18 protein-coding genes are annotated in these 20,304 nt (G+C 32.2%); 9 read left to right on the top strand and 9 right to left on the bottom strand.

Going from position 1 to position 20,304, the window contains the following annotated elements; all coding sequences use genetic code 11:
* Window positions 1–102: 102 nt before the first annotated feature.
* Window positions 103–966: a sigma-70 family RNA polymerase sigma factor gene (locus QMG60_RS06570; RefSeq protein ID WP_007804760.1), complete on the top strand. Its 864-nt coding sequence runs from the start codon at window positions 103–105 to the stop codon at window positions 964–966.
* A 327-nt stretch (window positions 967–1,293) separates the two neighbouring features.
* The gene (gene rpe, locus QMG60_RS06565) at window positions 1,294–1,956 is read left to right on the top strand and encodes a ribulose-phosphate 3-epimerase (RefSeq protein WP_057117631.1); all 663 of its coding nucleotides are present in this window, start codon (window positions 1,294–1,296) and stop codon (window positions 1,954–1,956) included.
* Here rpe and QMG60_RS06560 read toward each other — a convergent pair.
* Together QMG60_RS06560 and QMG60_RS06555 are read right to left on the bottom strand one after the other, a co-directional pair.
* Window positions 1,933–2,718 (bottom strand): DNA/RNA non-specific endonuclease, encoded by a 786-nt coding sequence (locus tag QMG60_RS06560; protein WP_281867266.1) that lies wholly within the window; start codon window positions 2,716–2,718, stop codon window positions 1,933–1,935. The genes rpe and QMG60_RS06560 overlap by 24 nt on opposite strands.
* A 95-nt stretch (window positions 2,719–2,813) precedes the next feature.
* The gene (locus QMG60_RS06555; protein ID WP_057117632.1) at window positions 2,814–4,997 is read right to left on the bottom strand and encodes a carboxy terminal-processing peptidase; all 2,184 of its coding nucleotides are present in this window, start codon (window positions 4,995–4,997) and stop codon (window positions 2,814–2,816) included.
* Between the two features lie 214 nt (window positions 4,998–5,211).
* On the opposite strand from QMG60_RS06555, the gene surE reads away from it, so the two are divergent.
* From surE to QMG60_RS06530, 5 genes are all read left to right on the top strand, one after another.
* Window positions 5,212–5,991, top strand: a complete 780-nt coding sequence (surE, locus tag QMG60_RS06550; protein WP_057117633.1) for a 5'/3'-nucleotidase SurE — start codon at window positions 5,212–5,214, stop codon at window positions 5,989–5,991.
* Complete coding sequence (locus QMG60_RS06545; protein ID WP_057117634.1) at window positions 5,984–6,253, top strand: hypothetical protein; 270 nt, start codon at window positions 5,984–5,986, stop codon at window positions 6,251–6,253. The genes surE and QMG60_RS06545 overlap by 8 nt, the downstream gene beginning before the upstream one ends.
* A 66-nt stretch (window positions 6,254–6,319) precedes the next feature.
* Window positions 6,320–7,438 carry a lipid-A-disaccharide synthase gene (gene lpxB / locus QMG60_RS06540; RefSeq protein ID WP_057117635.1) on the top strand — a complete coding sequence of 373 codons (1,119 nt, stop codon included), beginning with the start codon at window positions 6,320–6,322 and terminating at the stop codon, window positions 7,436–7,438.
* Between the two features lie 10 nt (window positions 7,439–7,448).
* Window positions 7,449–7,934 carry a C40 family peptidase gene (locus QMG60_RS06535; protein WP_281867265.1) on the top strand — a complete coding sequence of 162 codons (486 nt, stop codon included), beginning with the start codon at window positions 7,449–7,451 and terminating at the stop codon, window positions 7,932–7,934.
* A 52-nt stretch (window positions 7,935–7,986) separates the two neighbouring features.
* A complete protein-coding gene (locus tag QMG60_RS06530) occupies window positions 7,987–10,020 on the top strand; it encodes a ComEC/Rec2 family competence protein (RefSeq protein WP_281867264.1) in 2,034 nt (677 codons plus the stop codon).
* A gap of 6 nt (window positions 10,021–10,026) precedes the next feature.
* Here the strand turns inward: QMG60_RS06530 and QMG60_RS06525 are convergent, their stop codons facing one another.
* From QMG60_RS06525 to QMG60_RS06500, 6 genes are all read right to left on the bottom strand, one after another.
* Window positions 10,027–10,476, bottom strand: a complete 450-nt coding sequence (locus QMG60_RS06525) for a thioredoxin family protein (RefSeq protein ID WP_281867263.1) — start codon at window positions 10,474–10,476, stop codon at window positions 10,027–10,029.
* A 257-nt stretch (window positions 10,477–10,733) separates the two neighbouring features.
* On the bottom strand, window positions 10,734–11,186 hold the full coding sequence (locus QMG60_RS06520; protein ID WP_057117639.1) for a hypothetical protein: 453 nt from the start codon (window positions 11,184–11,186) through the stop codon (window positions 10,734–10,736).
* A gap of 213 nt (window positions 11,187–11,399) precedes the next feature.
* The gene (locus tag QMG60_RS06515; RefSeq protein ID WP_057117640.1) at window positions 11,400–11,867 is read right to left on the bottom strand and encodes a thioredoxin family protein; all 468 of its coding nucleotides are present in this window, start codon (window positions 11,865–11,867) and stop codon (window positions 11,400–11,402) included.
* Window positions 11,868–11,915: 48 nt separating this feature from the next.
* Complete coding sequence (locus QMG60_RS06510; RefSeq protein ID WP_057117690.1) at window positions 11,916–13,400, bottom strand: peptide MFS transporter; 1,485 nt, start codon at window positions 13,398–13,400, stop codon at window positions 11,916–11,918.
* 1 nt (window position 13,401) lies between these two features.
* The gene (locus tag QMG60_RS06505) at window positions 13,402–15,078 is read right to left on the bottom strand and encodes a peptide MFS transporter (protein WP_281867262.1); all 1,677 of its coding nucleotides are present in this window, start codon (window positions 15,076–15,078) and stop codon (window positions 13,402–13,404) included.
* A 39-nt stretch (window positions 15,079–15,117) separates the two neighbouring features.
* Window positions 15,118–17,286 (bottom strand): S9 family peptidase, encoded by a 2,169-nt coding sequence (locus tag QMG60_RS06500; protein WP_281867261.1) that lies wholly within the window; start codon window positions 17,284–17,286, stop codon window positions 15,118–15,120.
* Window positions 17,287–17,468: 182 nt separating this feature from the next.
* Between QMG60_RS06500 and QMG60_RS06495 the strand changes: the two genes are divergently transcribed.
* Complete coding sequence (locus QMG60_RS06495) at window positions 17,469–18,782, top strand: hydroxymethylglutaryl-CoA reductase, degradative (RefSeq protein WP_281867260.1); 1,314 nt, start codon at window positions 17,469–17,471, stop codon at window positions 18,780–18,782.
* Window positions 18,783–18,857: 75 nt separating this feature from the next.
* Window positions 18,858–19,766, top strand: coding sequence for a GYDIA family GHMP kinase (locus QMG60_RS06490; RefSeq protein WP_281867259.1), 909 nt, complete (start codon window positions 18,858–18,860; stop codon window positions 19,764–19,766).
* Window positions 19,767–19,786: 20 nt separating this feature from the next.
* Here QMG60_RS06490 and QMG60_RS06485 read toward each other — a convergent pair whose 3' ends face one another.
* The gene (locus QMG60_RS06485) at window positions 19,787–20,230 is read right to left on the bottom strand and encodes a hypothetical protein (protein WP_057117644.1); all 444 of its coding nucleotides are present in this window, start codon (window positions 20,228–20,230) and stop codon (window positions 19,787–19,789) included.
* Window positions 20,231–20,304 lie beyond the last annotated feature (74 nt).

The following is a 20,304-nucleotide window of genomic DNA, read 5'->3' as shown; positions in this document are numbered from 1 at the left end:
ATGCTAAACAATAAATTTTAAAAAAAAATATAAATATTGTAACTTTTTTGTATCTCATTACGTATAACCATTTGTACACTTTAAAAAATAGGGAGACAACACATGAGACAACTTAAAATCACCAAGCAGGTAACTAATCGTGAAACTGCGTCGTTAGATAAATATCTACAAGAAATTGGAAAAGTTGACCTAATTACCGCTGATGAAGAGGTAGAATTAGCACAAAGAATAAAGGCTGGTGATCAAAGAGCTTTAGAAAAACTTACAAAAGCCAACTTACGTTTCGTAGTATCTGTGGCTAAACAATATCAAAATCAAGGATTAACTCTTCCAGATTTAATTAATGAAGGAAACTTAGGTCTAATTAAAGCGGCTCAACGTTTTGATGAAACTCGTGGTTTTAAATTCATTTCTTATGCCGTATGGTGGATTCGTCAATCGATTCTTCAAGCTTTGGCTGAACAATCTCGTATTGTACGTTTGCCATTAAACAAAATTGGTTCTATCAATAAAATCAACAAAATGTATGCTTTATTAGAGCAATCTAACGAGCGTCCGCCTTCTGCTGAAGAAATTGCAAAAGAACTTGATATGACTGTAAATGACGTAAAAGAGTCAATGAAAAACTCTGGACGTCACTTATCAATGGATGCACCTCTTGTTGAAGGAGAAGATTCTAACCTTTATGACGTGTTACGTTCTGGTGAATCTCCAAATCCAGATAGAGAATTAATTCACGAATCTCTTCGTACTGAAATCGAACGTTCATTAGAAACATTAACTCCAAGAGAAGCTGATGTTGTTCGTTTGTATTTTGGACTTGGTGACCAGCACCCAATGACGCTAGAAGAAATTGGAGAAACTTTCGACTTAACTCGTGAGCGTGTTCGTCAAATTAAAGAAAAAGCAATCCGCAGATTGAAACACACTTCAAGAAGTAAAATCCTTAAAACTTATTTAGGATAAAACAATATTAAATTTCAATATTTTTTAAATCCCAAATTACAATTGGCTTGGAATTTGGTTATTTTAAATTGGAATTTTACCACAAACAACAGTTTGATTGACTGTTCGTTTTTTGATTGATGATTGAAACTCCGGCTGATTACCGGAGTTTTTTATTTCTTTTTTTTAACGCAAAGTCCGCTAAGCTTTGCAAACTTTGAACTGTTAGTAAATTACTTTATAATTCTTCGCGGACTTTGCGTAAATTCTTCGCGCACTCTGCGGTTAAATTACCACGCACAGCATAAAAATTTTATCTTTGTAAAAAAAACAACACACTACAACAAAATGAAAAATACATTTATTGCTCCTTCAGTTCTTGCGGCAGATTTTGCTAATTTACAGCGCGATATTGAAATGATAAACAACAGTCAGGCTGATTGGTTTCATATTGATATTATGGATGGAGTTTTTGTTCCGAATATTTCTTTCGGAATGCCAGTTTTAGAAGCTATTTCAAAACATGCGAAAAAATATATCGATGTGCATTTAATGATTATCGATCCTGATCGCTATATTAAAACTTTTGCAGATTTAGGGGCTAACGGATTAACAGTACATTACGAAGCCTGTACACACTTGCACAGAACGCTTCAGGCGATTAAAGCAGAAGGAATGAAAGCTGGAGTAGCTATGAATCCTCATACTAATATTGATCTCTTAGAAGACGTTATTAACGATATTGACGTAGTTTGTATTATGAGTGTGAATCCTGGTTTTGGAGGACAATCATTTATAGAGAACACTTATGACAAAGTCAAAAAGTTAAAAGCATTAATTACACGTAAAAATGCGTCAACTCTTATTGAAATTGACGGCGGCGTTACCAACAAAAATGCAAAACAATTAGTAGAAGCGGGAGCCGATGTATTGGTCGCTGGAAGTTTTGTTTTTAAAGCTGAAAATCAAATTGAAACAATTGCCGAGTTAAAAGTCCTTACTACTTTTTAAGTTTTTTAAATTCGGGAAGAAATTAATTCCAGTCATTTTTTCTAATGTCTCGATTGGAACCATAAAATCATAGATAGATTTATCATTTTCTTCGTTTGGAACTAGAAAAGCAATCGCTTTATGCTCTTTTCCAGATTTGGCTAAGATAATTTTATAAAAATACTTAGGAACAGCAACTTTTTCTGTTCCTATTTTTTTGTCTGAATCTTTTGGAATTCCGCCCGTTACTACATAAATATCATTGTATTTTCCTGCCCAATAACGTGTCTTCTGCTCTAGCCTATTCCAAATTCCAGCATTAAATTCTTTTTTCTGAGGAGAAATATTCGAAGTGTAAAAAGTATCATTATAAGCATCCTTATTAAATTCCATATCTCCCGCAGGACAAAGATGCCCTTTATCATAACCTGATTTTTTATAATTCCTCCAATCTGCAGAACCAGTAGTTACTTTTGGATCTTCTATAAAATAAGGTCTTTTATAGTCATGGTTTTTTAAGTATTCTTTCTTTAGTTCGTACGCCACCCATTCTGCCTGTTCAAACTTTTCATTGTACGAAAGCGTATAATATTGATGTTTTACAATTTGTTTTGTTGTAGATGTTGGCAGATAAGCAAACGTGTATAAAGAATCTGTACTATTTGAGTTTCCTGAAAAAGAAACTATTTCATTATCATTCTTGCTTTCATTAATCTCTATATTGTTTTTTTTACAAGATAATAATGCAAAACTCATCAAAACTAAAACTATACAACTTTTCATAAAACCATTTTTATTAAGGGCTAAACTTACAAAAAAAACGCTCCATAAATTCAACATTTATAGAGCGTTTTTAAACAAATTAAATTCTTCCGAATTTAAGACTTCACTAGTTTATCCTTTTTCATTTTCGGAGAAACATTATTTTTTACTAAACCTTTTCCTTGTAAATCATCCAAAACATTTAATGCTTCTTCTACATAAACATCTTTTGCTAAAGCTTGGTGCCATGCATCTCTTTTTTCTTTTAAAGTAGCATCAGCATTCATTTCAACTTCTTCGTAAGGCAGTGATTTAAAAACCAAATCATTTTTATAATCTAAAATTGGTTTGTATTTCTTACCTTCATTTTCTACCTGTTCTTGAGTTGCTTTAAAGCTGTTAATGTTTAAGCTATAAGTATTCTCTTTATTCTTAACGTCAATCCATTTTGCATTGTCATCAATTAATTTGAATTGAGCATTTTGAGCAATTCTATTTTTACTATTAATAATAGCTTTATTAAAATTCTCATTAGAAGTCCAAGTGCTGTAATCAGCTGGATCAATTTTATCCCATGGCATTGCATTGTCAATATCTCTCTCACCCATTTTTAGGTAAGCGTAACGATCTGGCATAACAACATCACTATGAACACCTTCTAGTTGAGTAGATCCACCATTGATTCTGTAGAATTTTTGTCCTGTAATTTTCAAAGCTCCAAGATCTCCATAATTTGCATTACGAACAAATTGATTCAAATCTAATACGTTTTGTACCGTTCCTTTACCGTAAGTTTGTTTACTTCCGATAATTACACCACGTTTGTAATCCTGAATCGCTGCAGCTAAAATCTCAGAAGCCGAAGCAGAAAAACTGTTCACCATGATTACTAACGGACCATCCCATTCGATTTTTTTGTCTTTATCGTATAGAACTTCTTTCTTTTTACCAGCAGATTTAACTTGAACAATTGGTCCTTCTTCGATAAATAAACCAGCAATATCAACTACTGTCGAAAGAGATCCACCACCGTCATCACGTACGTCTAAAACAATTCCGTTGACGTTTTCTTTTTTCAATCTCTCTACTTCAAGAGCGATATCTTTTCCAGCATCACGTCCGTCTTTGTTTTCAAAATCGATATAAAACTTAGGAAGATAAATCACTCCATATTTTAAACCATTTTTCTCTACAATACTAGACTTAGCATAAGTTTCTTCAATTTCAACTACATCTCTGATAATCGAAATTACTTTAATACTTCCGTCCACTTTTTTAACTGTAAGTTTAACCTCAGTTCCTTTGTGGCCTTTAATTTTCTTCACAACATCATCCAAACGCATTCCGACAACATCTACAGGCTCCTCATTTCCTTGAGCAACTTTTAAAATCAAATCACCAGCTTCTAGTTGTTTTCCTTTCCAAGCAGGTCCGCCAGAAATTAATTCATCAATTTGAGTGAAATCATTTTTCTTAGTCAAACGTGCTCCAATACCTTCTAATTTACCACTGATGTTTACATCAAAACGGTCTTTTTCTTCAGGTGCAAAATAACTTGTATGCGGATCAAAACGAGTCATAATAGAATTCAAATAAACTGAAAACCAGTACTCTCTATTCAAATCTTTAATAACACTAAAATTATCATCCAGAGATTTTAAAGAACTTTCGCGTGTTTCTTTTTCTAAAGTTTCAAAAGATTTTTCTTTATAAGCTGGATCTTTTTTCTTCTTTTCTTCTTCGATTTTTTGTTTAGTAACAAGAGAAGAAAGAGTCGATAATTTAATTTGTTTTCTCCATCTTTCGTTAATCTCAGTTAAGTTTTTCGCATACGGAATGTGCTCATAATCGGCATTAAAAGTTTCATCAACATTATAGTTAAATGGCTGAGCTAAAATCGTTTTGTAACGTTTTTTACTTTCTTCCATACGTTTCATCAACCTTGTGTAAGTTAGGTTGAAAAAAGTAATATCCTTATTCAAAAACTGATCGTCAAGCATTAATTCATACTGCTTAAATTCATCAATATCCGACTGCAGGAAAAATCTCTTTGAAGGGTCTAACGCTTCAATATAATCTTTAAAAATCCCTTTTGAGAATTCATCATTTATTTCTGCTGGACTATAATGTCCTTTTTCAATAACAAATGCTAGTAACTCTAAAAGTGTTTTATCTCTATTCGGATCAGGGTCGATTGTTCTATCGGCATTCATCTTAAATGCAAATAATGTAAGCGATAAGCACAATACGGCTATGAGTATCTTATAATTTCTTTTCATAAACTTTATAATAGCATTCATCAATTTTTTTTATCTAAGTTACGTTAAAAACTATGCCACGAGAGCTAACGTCACGATAATTTTTTGTTAAAGATATAAAAATGTTTAATTCGCAAAAAAGTTCTTTAACTTAGTTGACAAATTTTACATTATTTGTGACTTATCCCGATAAATCTGTGGTTACATTTGTTTTTAAAATCTTACAATTGTTAAAATTACACATAATATTCATAAAATGAAAGCCGAAAAACCTTTAATATTGGTAACTAATGATGACGGCATCTTAGCTCCTGGAATACGAACTCTTATCAGTGTTATGGAAACAATCGGCGAAGTAATCGTCGTTGCTCCAGACAAACCCCAAAGTGCAATGGGGCACGCTATAACGATTAACAACACTTTGTTTCTCGATAAGATTTCTAAAGATGATGACACAATTGCAGAATATAGCTGCTCTGGAACCCCTGTAGATTGTGTAAAGCTGGCAGTTAATGAAATCTTAAAACGCAAACCAGATTTATGCGTTTCGGGAATTAACCATGGTTCAAATTCTTCTATAAATGTAATTTATTCGGGAACTATGAGCGCTGCGGTTGAAGCTGGAATAGAAGGAATTCAAGCCATTGGTTTCTCACTTTTAGACTTTGATTGGAATGCCGATTTTGAACCTATTAAGTCTTTTGTCAAAAAAATTGCCTTAGAAACACTAGCTAATAAGCTGCCTCCAGGTGTAGTTTTAAATGTCAATTTTCCGAAATTGAAAGAAACAGAAATTAAAGGAATTAAGGTTTGCCGTCAAGCGAAAGCATACTACGCCCAAAAATTTGATAAAAGACAAACTCCTTTTGGTAAAGATTATTACTGGCTTGCCGGCAAATTTGTAAACGAAGATCAAGGCGAAGATACAGATGAATGGGCGCTGGAAAACGGATATATTTCTGTAGTTCCCGTACAATTTGACTTGACTGCCCACCACTCTATTCAACAACTTAATACATGGAAATTAAATGATTAAAGAAATACTTGTCGGTTTTATAATCGGAATTTTTACCGCTCTTTTAGGAAGTTATTTGTTCATCACATTCTTTACAAATTTTGATATTTCTTCGGGTATTCATATTATTAAACAGCAGGGATATCTTGGAAAAATTATCACTTTAGGAACACTTTTAGACCTAGGCGTTTTTGCCATTCTTTTAAAAAGAAACAAAGAATTAATGGCTCGAGGCGTAATTTTAGCCGTGATTGTGTTGGCCATTTCTACATTAGTTATTTAAATCTTATCTTTGCTTTGTTACAATAATTGCTGAATTATAATTTGAGCATTTTTCAAAAAAACCATCATGAAGTATTACATAATAGCAGGTGAAGCCTCTGGAGATTTACACGGATCTAATTTAATGAAAGCTTTGTATGCTGAAGATCCTCAAGCAGACATTCGATTTTGGGGAGGTGACTTAATGCAGAAAGCAGGCGGAACTCTTGTAAAACATTACCGAGATCTAGCTTTTATGGGCTTTATAGAAGTGGTTTTCAACTTAAAAACCATTTTAAACAATATAAAAATCTGCAAAAAAGACATTACTGAGTTTAAACCAGATGTCATTATTTTTATAGATTATCCTGGTTTTAATATGCGAATTGCTAAATGGGCAAAAGAGCTAGGTTATAAAACTCACTATTATATTTCGCCTCAAATTTGGGCTTGGAAAGAAAACCGTATTAAAGCAATCAAACAAGACGTCGATAAGATGTTTGTTATTTTGCCTTTTGAAAAAAGTTTTTACGAAGATAAACATCAGTTTCCAGTTGATTTTGTCGGCCATCCTTTAATCGATGCTATTCAGAATCAGCCTGCATTTGATGAAGCTCTGTTTAGGAAAGAAAATAATTTGGGCGAAAAACCAATTATTGCTGTTTTACCGGGAAGCCGTAAACAGGAAATTACCAAAATGCTGAGTGTAATGTTAAGTGTTGTTGATGATTTTCAAGATTACGAATTTGTAATTGCCGGCGCCCCAAGTCAGGAATATGAATTCTATCAGCAGTTTCTAAAGAACAAAAACATTGCGTTTGTTTCAAACAAGACCTACGATTTACTGCGCTCTTCAACAGCTGCTTTGGTAACTTCTGGGACAGCAACTCTTGAAACAGCACTTTTTAAAGTTCCCGAAGTAGTTTGTTATAAAGGAAGTGAAGTTTCGTACCAAATCGCGAAACGTATTATTACATTAAAGTACATTTCGCTGGTTAATTTAATTATGGATCAAGAAGTTGTAACTGAATTGATTCAAGCTGACTGCAACAAAAAGCGAATTAAAGAAGAGCTTCAAAAATTATTAGAACCGGATTATCGCTCTAAACTGCTTCAAAACTATGATATTTTAGAGCAAAAACTTGGAGGAGTTGGCGCGAGTAAAAAAACTGCCAAACTTATAGTTGCCGATTTAAAAAATAATTAATTACCACGTTTTGAAGAGAATTATAATTTTTCTGCTTTTGACTGTTGCTTTTACTTCTTGTAAATCGACTTCTACTGCCGTGAGCAAAAATGAATCTAAAAGAGAAAATAGAACTCTGGTTAACAATTTAATTGAAAAAGCAACCGATAATATTGGCGTTCGTTACAAAGCTGGCGGAACTACAAAAAGCGGTTTCGACTGCTCTGGATTAGTTTACACGACATTCGAAAGTGAAAATATAAAACTTCCAAGAAGCTCTTATGACCAAGCTAAAATTGGAAAAGTAATTCCGCTGAATGACGCCAAAAAAGGTGATTTAATCTTCTTTAAAACCAATAAAAGCAGACAAATCAATCATGTGGGATTAATTACAGAAGCGAATTCAGATGAAGTTAAATTTGTTCATTCTTCTACTTCAAAAGGTGTAATTATTTCTTCTACCAAAGAACCTTATTATAAAAATTCTTTCGAGCAGGTTAATAGAGTACTTCCTTAAAAAAAGCATTTTTTTTATTATTTTTCTTACAAATATTTAATACTTTTAGAGCATGAAAGTATTAGATTTTCCGTTAGTTAAAATAACAATTGCCTTTATTTTGGGAGTTATTGCTTCCTACTATTCTCATTTTTCTGTTTCAATGCTGATGATTCCACTTTCATTGTCTTTGATACTATTTTGTTTCAGCTATTTCTGGAATCTAAAACACAACAAGAAGTATATCATATTTGGTGTTTCTGTGTATATCTTCTCTTTCGTTATTGGGGCTGTAACACTTTTAAGTCATACCGAGAAACTTCAAAAAAATAACTATACACATTGCAAATCAGCATTCGAAAAACCGCAGTCAATAACTATAATTCTTAGAGAAAAACTCAAAAGTAACGATTACAGCGATCGTTATGTTGGTCATATTAAAAGTATTTCAGATAAGGTTTATTCTGGAAAAATTATAATTAACATTCAAAAGGACAGTACTGAAAATCAATTGATAATCGGGAATACTATTAAGATTCAAACGGCTTTACAGGCAAATAAATCAAATAAAAATCCGAATCAATTTGACTACGGCAGATACCTAGCCGACAAACAAATTTATGCACAGATTTATTGTCAAAAAAAAGAAATACTAGTCAGCAAAACTATTACAAAAGACATTTGGTATTATTGTGCCAAACTGCACTCCAGAATAGTTTTAAACCTCGAAAAAGCAAAATTTAATAAAGCTGAAATGAATGTCGCTCTTGCCTTGATTTTAGGTCAGCAGCAAGAAATTTCACAAGACATTATTCAAGATTATCAATATTCTGGAGCAACACACATTTTATCTGTTTCAGGTTTACATGTAGGTTTTATAATGCTTTTTATAACCTTTATTTTAAAACCAATTCCAAACACAAAAAAGGGTTCTTTAATTAAACTTGCTTCTATTTTAATTTCACTGGCTGGATTTGCAATAATATCAGGTCTATCACCATCGGTTTTGAGATCTGTTGTAATGTTTTCATTTGTAGCAATTGCCAATCATTTGCGAAGAACAGGTAATATTTACCACACTTTACTAGTGTCAATTTTATTGATATTACTTTTTGAACCGTATTTTTTATTTGATGTCGGTTTTCAGTTAAGTTATTTGGCTTTGTTTTTTATTCTTTGGTTGCAGCCGCTATTAAAAAACATCTACAAACCAAAGAATAAATTGATGGTTTATATCTGGGAAGCTTTAACCGTTTCTTTCGCTGCACAAATTGGTACTTTACCTTTATGTTTGTATTATTTTCACCAATTTCCAGGTTTATTTTTTGTCACTAATATTATAATTCTTCCTGTTCTGTCATTTATAATGATTGCAGGAATTGTGGTAATGATAATTGCAATTTTTACGAGTCCGCCTTACTTTGTAACAATCATTTTTGAAAAAAGCATTTATCTCTTAAATCTAATGATTCATGCCGTTGCCTCTATTGACTCGTTTGTTATAAGAGATATTAGTTTTAACCCTTATTATTTATTCACCTTTTACCTTTTCATTATTTATGTAATTCTATGGTTAAAGAAACCAGATTACACTAAACTCGTACTTGTTTTTAGTTCTACAATTTTAATTCAGCTTGCTTTTATTCTCACTAAATTCAGAACCGAAAGCGAAAAGGAATTGATTGTTTATCATGAAAAAAATAGCACTCTTATATCAGAACGAATTGGAAAAAATACTGTTCTTTTTACCAGAGATACAACTTTCGCAAAAAATAAAAACAGCAGAAGCCTAAATATGTATCTCGTTGGTAATTCAATTGTTTTAACCAAAACAGAAAAGATTAAAAATTTACTCTACTTTAAAGACACTAAAATTCTAATCGTTGACAGCACTGGAATTCTTCCTTCTAATGCAGCGCCAGACATTTTGATTCTTACTCAGAGTCCTAAAATAAATCTAGACAGAGTACTGAAAAGCATTCGGCCAAAACTTATAATTGCCGATGGCTCGAATTCAAATACTATCCAAAAATCTTGGAAGAACAGCTGTCTCAAAAAAAATATCCCTTTCCATCCAACGAACGAAAAGGGATATTACAAATTATAAATCTTTTTATTCTGGGTTTAAAATCAAATTAGACTCAGAAATCCAAGCCTTAACGCCTGACGACATATATGAAATGAGACCGAGTTTGTTGAAGTTGGTTTTGCCTTTTCTAACGTTAACTTCTGTAAAACAAACTTGCGGAATTTCTTCAATACCAAAAGCATTTTTTAATCTAAGGTTTTGTTCTTTAGCTGCATCAGGAACCGAAGGATCTGAAAGATCTAGTTTTACTAAAATAACGTTTTTACGAGACCAATCTTCAAAATCGCGAGTAGCAAAAATTTCATTTTGAAGCTGAGGATTTACTCCTTGACCTGTAAAGAAAATCATTAAAGGTTTTCTTTTTTCTGCACTTGTGGCAACAGCATCATTAATGTCTGTTTTCCAAATTATATTTTGCGCATTGGCAAAAAATGAACCCAAAAAGAGTAGTAGAATAAGTAGTTTTTGAAGCATAAAATTTGGTTTTGGTTATGTATTTAAAACTAAAATAATATAAAAACAGAATCAAAAGAATTATTTAATAAATTAAAAACCAAGTTTTAAGCATAAAAATCAAATTGATAATAAACCGATATTTTTTTAATAAATGTTAAAAAAACACTAGCAAAAAAAATTAAATCGTTATAACGTTTTTTGAAACAAAAAAAATCCCTTCCTGTAAAAACAAAAAGGGATTAAAAAAATTAAAATAAAAGTTAAATGTAATTGTATTATTCAGCTGGATGTAAAATCGAATTCGATTCTGCAATCCAAGCTTTTGCTCCTCCAGGTTTATAGGCAATTTTTCCTAGAGCGCTGAATGTAGTTTTGTTTTTTCTTACTGATGCCATTGCGAAACATACTTCTGGAAGATCTTCAACACCAAATGCATTTTTCAATTTTACATTTTGTTCACGATCACTATCTGAAGCATTCATGTCTGATAAATCTAATTTTACCAGAATCACATTATCACGTGACCAAACGGCAAAATCAGGAGTTTTAAAGATTTCATTTTGAAGATTTTCTGGTACACCTGAGGCAGTGAATAAAATCAGCATTGGTTTTTTCTGGTCATTACTTATTGCAATAGCATCGGTCATGTTAGTTCTCCATGCTAGATTTTGCGCTTGCATCATAAATGAACCTAAAAAAAACAGTAGGATAAGTAGTTTTTTAGTCATATTAATTGGTTTTGGTTAGATTAGCATGACGAAATTAACATAATATTTTAATTTTCCAATTTTTATTAGCACAAAAAATACATTATATGTTTTTTTATCTATAATAAAATACCAAATACTCAAAATAACGAAAGGCGATTGAAAAATTTTTCTTACTAAACAAAAAAAGCCCCTTACAATGTAAGGAGCTTTATATTTATTTTAGTTTTAAACTTATGATTTCTTTGGATGAACAATTCCTTCTGCAACAGTCAGCCAAGCCGATGGTCCGCCGGCAACATATCCTGTTTTACCGAGACCTTTAAAATTTACTTTTCCATCTTTAGATTCTGCACTGGTGAAGAAAATTGTTGGAAAGCCTTGAATCCCGAAGGCTTGCTGCAATTCATTATTTTGATTCTTAAGCTCTGGAGTTTGAGGAACACCTCTTGGATAATCTAATTCTACCAGAACTACATTACTTGATGCCCATTTTTTAAATTCGTCTGTTTTTAAAACTTCATTCTGCAAACGAATGCACCATCCACACCAATCACTGCCTGTAAAAAACATCAATAAAGGCTTTTGTTCTTTATTACTTACAGTAATCGCTTCTCTAACGTCTGTGTACCATTTTAATTCTTGTGCTTGAACATTCGCAGCACCAATTAAAAATAAAGCAATAAGTACTATTTTTTTCATAATGAGAAATTTTTCACAAATTTACACAAAAACAGATTGCAATAAAATCTATTTTACTTCCTGCATCAATTTTTTAATCAATGGCGAAATTGCGATTAAAACAACTCCTGCCACAAGAGAATAAATAGCTAATTGATAATACCCTTCTGTATACGATTGTAGTTTAGAAAGTAATGTATCTCCAGTATTAGATCTTGATATTTCTGCTCCTAACTTTCCTGCTGCCAATTGCCCAAATGCACTTGCCAAGAACCATAATCCCATCATCATTCCAAACAATCTTTTTGGAGAAAGTTTTGTAATAATAGACATTCCAATTGGTCCTAAACAAAGCTCACCAATTGTTGTTACTAAATAAGCAAAAGTAAAAACATTTAAAGATGCAATTCCTTTAGCATTAGCAAAAAATCTAGTCAAATAAAAAATATAAAATGAAGCTGCTAAAAACAAGAATCCAATTCCGAATTTAATCAATGTATTAGGCTCAATTTTTCTTTTACCCATCCAGATCCACAACAAACCAATCAGCGGGCTTAAAACAACCACAAAGAAAGTATTAGAACTGTTGTTTATAATATTCGGATCAATGCTGAAAAACAAAAGTTTGTCATCTAGATTATCTTTAGCAAAAAGCGACAATGATCCTCCGCTCTGTTCGTAAATCGCATTAAATAAAAGATAGAAAAACACAAACAAAAATGCTGCAAACAGCTTTTTCTGCAGTTTAATGTCTCCCAATTTCATTAATTCGTAAGCAAAATATAATACGGCAATTATACCAATTGTATACATGAAATAATCTGTATAATCAGTATTCTTCACCATTATAAAAATAAATGGAATACTTAAAAGCGATAGTACGTAAACTGCAATTTCACGAATTCTCCTTGCAGAAGGTTTTAAATTCAATAATGGAGAATCTCCAATTGGCCCTAAATATTTTTTAGTGAATAAAAATGTCATCAACCCTAAAAACATTACTAAAGCCGCCGATAAAAAACACAACTGCCAAGAATAATATTTCCCTAAATAAACACAAAGAGCACCTCCAAAAAGACCTCCAACATTTATCCCAGCATAAAACATTCCGTAACCTGCATCTCTTCTGCCGTCATCTTCTTTGTACAATTCACCAACCATTGACGAAACATTTGGCTTAAAAAAACCTGTTCCAATAATTGAGAAAGCAATTCCGTAATAGAATAAATCGTGAGGCGACACCGCAATTAAAAGATTCCCTAGAATCATTACGATTGCACCAAAAAAAAGCGATTTTTTAAATCCTAATATTTTATCGGCAAAAATACCTCCGACAAATGTAAAAGCATAAACGAAAGCCTGAATGGCTCCATATTGTAAACTGGCATGATCTTCTTTTAAGAAAAGCTGATCAACCATAAAAATTGTAAGTACGCCCCGCATTCCGTAAAAACAGAAACGCTCCCACATTTCAACAAAAAACAAGTACCACAATTGCTTTGGGTACTTGCCTTCAAAATTTTGAATTTCTTCTAGTGTAATGTTTTTTTCCATTTTATCTAACACCGTGCATTAATTTTTTCAATAATGGCGTTAAAGCAAATAATAAAATCGCTGCAATTCCTGTTAGAACCACAAAAACCATAAAGAATTCATATAAGTTATGGATTTCAAATCCTGCGAAAACTGGATTATAAGCACTAATCTGATGCTGATCCAACAATGCTAACTGATCTGCTGTTGGAATTATTTTTTTATCTAAAACTGCTTGAAGATCGATTCCTAATTCTTTTGCTTTTGCAAATTTATCTCCAGTTGCAGGTAAAATAGAACCTAAAGTTCCTCCTAATGCATAACCTGATGCATTAGACAAGAAAAATACTCCGTAAAGCAAAGAAGCAAAACGTTTTGGAGACAATTTACCTACCAATGACAATCCAATTGGAGATAGACATAACTCTGCACAAGTATTTAAGAAATATAATAAAATCAACCATTTAACCAGTAATAATCCCGAAGTTCCGATATAAGAAACCTGAGTTGCAATCATTAAGAAACTGATAGAAATTACCACTAAACCAACAGCTAATTTTACTGGAGAAATTGGTTCTTTGCCTTTAGCTCTTAAAGTATCCCACAAAATACTAAATGGAACTGCTAAAACTACAACGAACAATCCGTTAAAAATCTGAACCATCGAAGGCGGCATTAACCAGCCAAAGAAATGTCTGTCTGTTTGGTTATCAGCAATAAAAGTCAGAGATGAACCTGCCTGCTCAAAAGCTGCCCAGAAGAAAATAATAAAAAATGATACGATATAAATTACGATAATTCTATCGCGTTCAACTTTAGTTAAAGAAGTATCAGATATAATTAATCCCGCCAATGCCAATCCACTTGAATAAATCAAAGTATAAATTAAATTTTGACCTACAGCATAATGGAAAAAGAATCCTAAAGCAATAAATGCAACTCCAGCCATCAATAAAGCTTTATTCGAAAAATTAGCTTTTTGCGCCTCTCCTTCTTCAAAATCTGAAGCATCATTTTTAGAAGGTAATCCTCCTAATGGTTTTCCTTCTGGAGAAACTACATATTTATTTTTTAAGAAGTAAAAAAGAATTGTTCCTAACAACATCGCAACAGAAGCTGCCATGAATCCCCATCTAAAAGCGTGAATGTCTCTAATTCCTCCTGCATCTTTAACATCTCCTAATAAAGGACAAATGGACTGGCCTAAAAAAGCACCAATGTTAATTCCCATATAGAAAATAGTAAAAGCACTATCTAATTTTGTTTTTTCCTGCTTAGGGTATAAACTTCCCACCATACTTGAAATATTTGGTTTGAAGAATCCATTACCAAATACGATAACTCCAAGTGCAGAATACATTACAATTTTTGCTAAGCTCAAATTAGATTCAAAAATACTTCCACTTGTAAATAAAAGCATTTGTCCAATTGCCATCAGCAATCCTCCTAATAGGATACAGTTTCTGTTTCCTAAAAAACGATCGGCTACGAAACCACCAAGCATTGGTGTTAAATAACAAAGTCCAAGAAAACCTCCATAAATTAATGAGGCTTCTTCTTCTTTCATTAATAATGAATTTACAAGAAATAAAGTCAATAAAGCCCGCATTCCATAAAAATTGAACCGCTCCCACATCTCCGTTCCAAACAATACCCAAAGTCCTTTTGGATGCGCAGTTTTTACTTGATTTTCTCCCATATTATATTCGCTTATTTAATTAAGTTTAAAAGATTTAGATTATAAATTTTCTTTGATAAAATTAGTCATTTTATTATAAAGCTGAACTCTAGTTTTTCCGCCGTAAATACCATGATTTTTATCTGGATAGATTTGAGAATCAAATTGTTTGTTAGCTTGAATTAAAGCTTCCATCATTTGCATTGAATTCTGAACATGAACATTATCATCTCCAGAACCGTGAATCAATAAAAATTTACCTTTTAATTTGTCAACGTGATTAATTGGCGAGTTTTGATCGTATCCGCTTGCATTTTCCTGCGGCGTCTGCATATATCTTTCTGTGTAAACACTGTCATAAAATCTCCAGTTTGTTACAGGAGCAACAGCGATTGCCATTTTGAAAACATCATTTCCTTGGAAAATACAGTTAGAAGCCATAAAGCCTCCGTAACTCCATCCAAAAATTCCAATTCTAGCAGGATCAACATAAGGATAAGAACCGATTACTTTAGCTGCATCAATTTGATCTTCTACCTCATATTTTCCTAATTCTTTTTGAGTAACTTTTTTGAAATCAGCTCCTTTAAAACCTGTCCCTCTTCCGTCAACACAAGCTACAATATAACCTTGCTGTGTTAATGATAAGAACCAATAATCATCAGAATTATTCCAGTCATTATTTACTTGTTGTGATCCTGGACCAGAATATTGGTACATAAAAACAGGATATTTTTTTGAAGGATCAAAATCTTTTGGTTTTAAAATCCAAGCGTTCAATTCATTTCCTTTAGCCGTTTTTAAAACGAAGAATTCTTTTGCAGGCAGATTATAAGATTTTAATTTATCTGAAAGAGCTTGGTTGTTTTCGATAACCTGAATTTCTTTTCCAGTTTTTGACTCATTCAAAGTATAAGTCGTAGGCTGTAAATTACTAGAGAAAGTAGTAATAAAGTATTGGAAATTTGGACTGAAGGTTGCAGCGTTTGTTCCTGTTTTTTTAGATAAACGTAATTTATTTTTTCCGTCTAATCCAATTCTGTAAAGATCTCTATTAATTGAACCATTTTCTGTAGATTGGTAGAAAATAGTTTTTGTTTTTTCATCAAAACCGTAGTAAGAAGTTACTTCCCAGTTTCCTTTTGTAACTTGATTTTTAAGTTTTCCTGTTTTATCATATAAATAAATATGGTTAAAACCGTCTTTTTCGCTTGTCCAGATAAAACTATTATCTTTTAAGAAAGTCAAATTATCTGTTACATCTACATAAGCTTTATCTTTTTCATTCAAGACAACTTTTGCAGCAGCGGTAGTTCCGTCAACAAATAACAAATCAAGATTGTCTTGGTGACGATTTAAAACTTGAGCAGAAAGTACATTTGCATCGTTTGTCCATTGTAATCTTGCAATGTAAAAATCATTGTAATTTCCTAAATCCACTTTTTTAGTTGCTCCAGCAGCTACATCGTATATATGTAATGAAACTTCTGAGTTTTTCTCTCCAGCTTTTGGATATTTAAATGTTTCAATTGTAGGATATAAATCTTTGTGAAACATTGACATTGAAAACTCAGGAACCTGGCTTTCGTCAAAACGAATGTAAGCCACTTTTTTACTGTCTTTGCTCCAGTCAAAAGCACGGACAAAAGCAAATTCTTCTTCATAAACCCAATCCGTAATACCATTAATTACAGCATTCTTTTTACCATCTGTTGTAATTGGAGTCGATTTTTTCGAATTAACATCGTATACATATAGGTTATTTTCTTTTGCATAAGCGATTTTAGTTCCGTCTGGAGAAAAAGTTGGTTCTTGTACTTGATCAAAAAGTTTTGTCAATGTTTTTGAAGCTATATCATATAAGTAGAAATCAGCTGTAAACGAGTGGCGAAAGATTTGATTGGTATTAGACGCAATTAAAATCTTTTTTTCTGAAGCATCAAAAGTATAGCTGTCAATTCCGTTTGCAAGTTCCTTATGATCTTTAGTATCAATTAAATTCGATACTTTTTTCAAAGTTCCAAAATCATAAAGGCCAATCTGCATACTTCTGCTTGCTTGATCTACATCTAAAACAGTATATTGATCTGTATTTTTTAGCGATTGCAATTCAGCCATTCCTTTTGCTCGAAATGCTCCGCCGTAAATATTTTCGATAGTGATTTTTTGTTGGCCAAAAACAGTCGCAACTAGAAATAAAAGTATTACAGTAATTTTACTTGTACTCATTACAATTAATTTAAATATAAAAAAGAGCCCAATTTTAGTAAAAAAAATAAACATAATACACATTTTAAGTGTTAAATGTTAAAAAAAATAACGATTGCGTACTTTCCATTTTTAAAATACATTTTAAACAAATCTCTTAAAATGGTATATTTGCCGCAACATTATTATTTAATATACTGAGAATGAACAACGCGGTTGCTGGATTTTCTAAATTATCCAAAAAAGAAAAAATTGACTGGATTGCAAATGAATATTTTTCAAACCCTGAAGAGGTGCAAAATATTATAAGAAATTACTGGAATTCAGACGAAAAGCTTCAGCAGCTTCATGATGAATTTATCGAAAACACCATTACAAACCTTTATATCCCACTTGGAGTTGCTCCAAACTTTTTAATCAACGGAAAATACAAAACCATCCCAATGGCTATTGAAGAGAGTTCCGTTGTTGCAGCAGCCTCTAAAGCAGCGAAATATTGGTCTACAAGAGGCGGCTTCAAAGCAACCATAATTAATACAGAAAAAATTGGCCAGGTTCATTTTACTTTTAATGGTGATGCAGAAAAATTAAATAGCTTTTTTGACCAAATAAAACCGAAATTCTTCTCAGAAACCCAAGCCATTACTAAGAATATGCAGCAACGTGGCGGTGGTATTTTAGATATTAAACTAAAAGACAAAAGAAGTCTTCTAGAAAACTACTATCAGCTTCACGCTACTTTTGAGACCAAAGACAGCATGGGCGCTAATTTTATCAATTCTTGTTTAGAACAATTTGCATCAACTTTAAAAGAAGAAGCTCAAAATAGCGACTTATGCGAAAATGGCGAAATATTAGAAGTTATTATGAGTATTTTGTCTAATTATGTTCCAAATTGCTTGGTTAGGGCTGAAGTTTCTTGTCCGATTGAAGAATTAGCAGAAAAACATATTACAAACCCAAAAGAATTTGCTGAGCGTTTTGTACAAGCTGTTCAAATTGCAGAAGTTGAACCTTTTAGAGCAGTGACTCATAATAAAGGTATAATGAATGGTGTCGATGCGGTAATTCTAGCAACTGGAAATGATTTTAGAGCTGTAGAAGCCGGCGTACACGCTTATGCCTCTAAAAATGGACAATATGCTAGTTTATCTCATGCAAAAATCGAAAACGGAATTTTTACTTTCTGGCTCGAAATTCCACTTGCAGTAGGTACAGTTGGCGGATTAACTTCTTTACATCCTTTAGTAAAGTTATGTTTAGAGATATTAGAAAATCCTTCTGCTCAGGAATTAATGGAAATTGTTGCTGTTGCTGGTTTAGCACAAAATTTCGCAGCTCTTCGGTCTTTAACAACTACTGGAATTCAAGAGGGTCACATGAAAATGCACTTAAATAATATCATAAATCAATTTGAAGCTACCGATGAAGAACGCCGTCTAATTAAGGCGCATTTTAAAAAAACAGCCGTTACTCATAGCGCTGTGGTAGATTTTATTGAAAACTTGAGAAAATAATTCAAAAGCTGTTTTCAATTTCTCTTCGCCTTTGCTCAAAACGCGAAGCGAGATATAACAGCTAAAAAATATAGAATGAAAAAAACATTTTACAGTAACGGAAAACTTTTAATTGCTGGAGAATATCTAGTATTAGACGGAGCAGAAGCTTTTGCGCTGCCTGCAAAATTCGGTCAAAATCTGGTAATTGAAAGCGGCGAAAATAAAGAAATTGAATGGAAAAGTTATGACTATGATGAACATTTATGGTTTGAAGAAACAATTTCATTTGACGAAATCATAAATCGGCCAGAAGCAAAAATCGAAACTGTAAAATCTACTTTGATTGATATTCTTCACGAAGCTTATGCTTTAAATCCAAAATTTATAGATTCAGCCAAAGGTTTTAAAGTGAGTACTCATCTATCGTTTCCAAGAAACTGGGGATTAGGAACTTCTTCAACTCTCATAAATAATATTGCGCAATGGGCAAATATTAATGCATTTACATTATTAAATAATAGTTTTGGCGGAAGTGGGTATGATATTGCCTGCGCTCAGAATAATACACCTGTCATATATCGTGTAAAAGACAATTTTGTTGAACAAGTTGAGTTTAACCCTGACTATAAAGAAAATATCTTTTTTGTTTATTTGAATAAAAAACAAAATAGTAAGTCTGCAATATATGCATACAACAATAATAAGAATCATCATTTAGCGCAAAGTGTTGCCGAAAACAATAAAATCACGCACGCTATTCTGAATGCTAAAACACTAAAAGAATTTGCTTCAGCAGTTCAAAAACATGAGATTCACCTAAGTAATATTTTAGAAATGCAGACTATAAAAGAAGCTCTTTTTTCAGATTTTAAGGGTGTAATAAAAAGTCTTGGAGCTTGGGGTGGTGATTTTGTTATGGTAGTTTCAAAAGAGAACCCTAAAGAATATTTCTCCAATAAAGGGTACGAAACGATTTTAACTTACGAAGAAATGATTTTGTAGAAGTCTTTTCTACAAAGTATTTAATAGTTAACTTTCTTGTTTTTAACGTCTTTTGTTTCTAAACGACGAACTGACTGGCTTTCTTGTTCATTTGATTCAATAAGTCTGTTGTGCAAACGCTCAGCCATTTTTTCGATACTGTTTGTAATAGAATCATAAACAAGTTCCATTCTACGGTGCTTTTCTTCTTTTACTGCCTTTAAAACATCTTCAACAAAGATCTTATCATATTTTTCGGCTACAGAATCATGTGTATTGGTCAATCTTATTACATAATCGTTACTCAAGATTGTAACTTTAAAATGCTGTTCTTCGTTACTCAAATAATACTTTCCACCCAATTCATCAACATTGATGTCGGTACTGCTAACTTTTAAAAGCTCGGTAATAATCCCAAAGATATGACTCTCAATTTTGGTATATACTCTTGGCTTCTTTTTAAAAATTTTTAAAGTAAAAAACATTAAATGTTTATTTAGTAAAATATTTAATTTTTGTTTTAATTGTCTTTCTAACAGTAATTTAAACGCTAAAAATA

The organism is Flavobacterium sp. GSB-24 (assembly GCF_027924665.1).
In the GTDB taxonomy this organism is placed as follows: domain Bacteria; phylum Bacteroidota; class Bacteroidia; order Flavobacteriales; family Flavobacteriaceae; genus Flavobacterium.
This window is presented reverse-complemented; position numbering and strand designations above follow the sequence as displayed.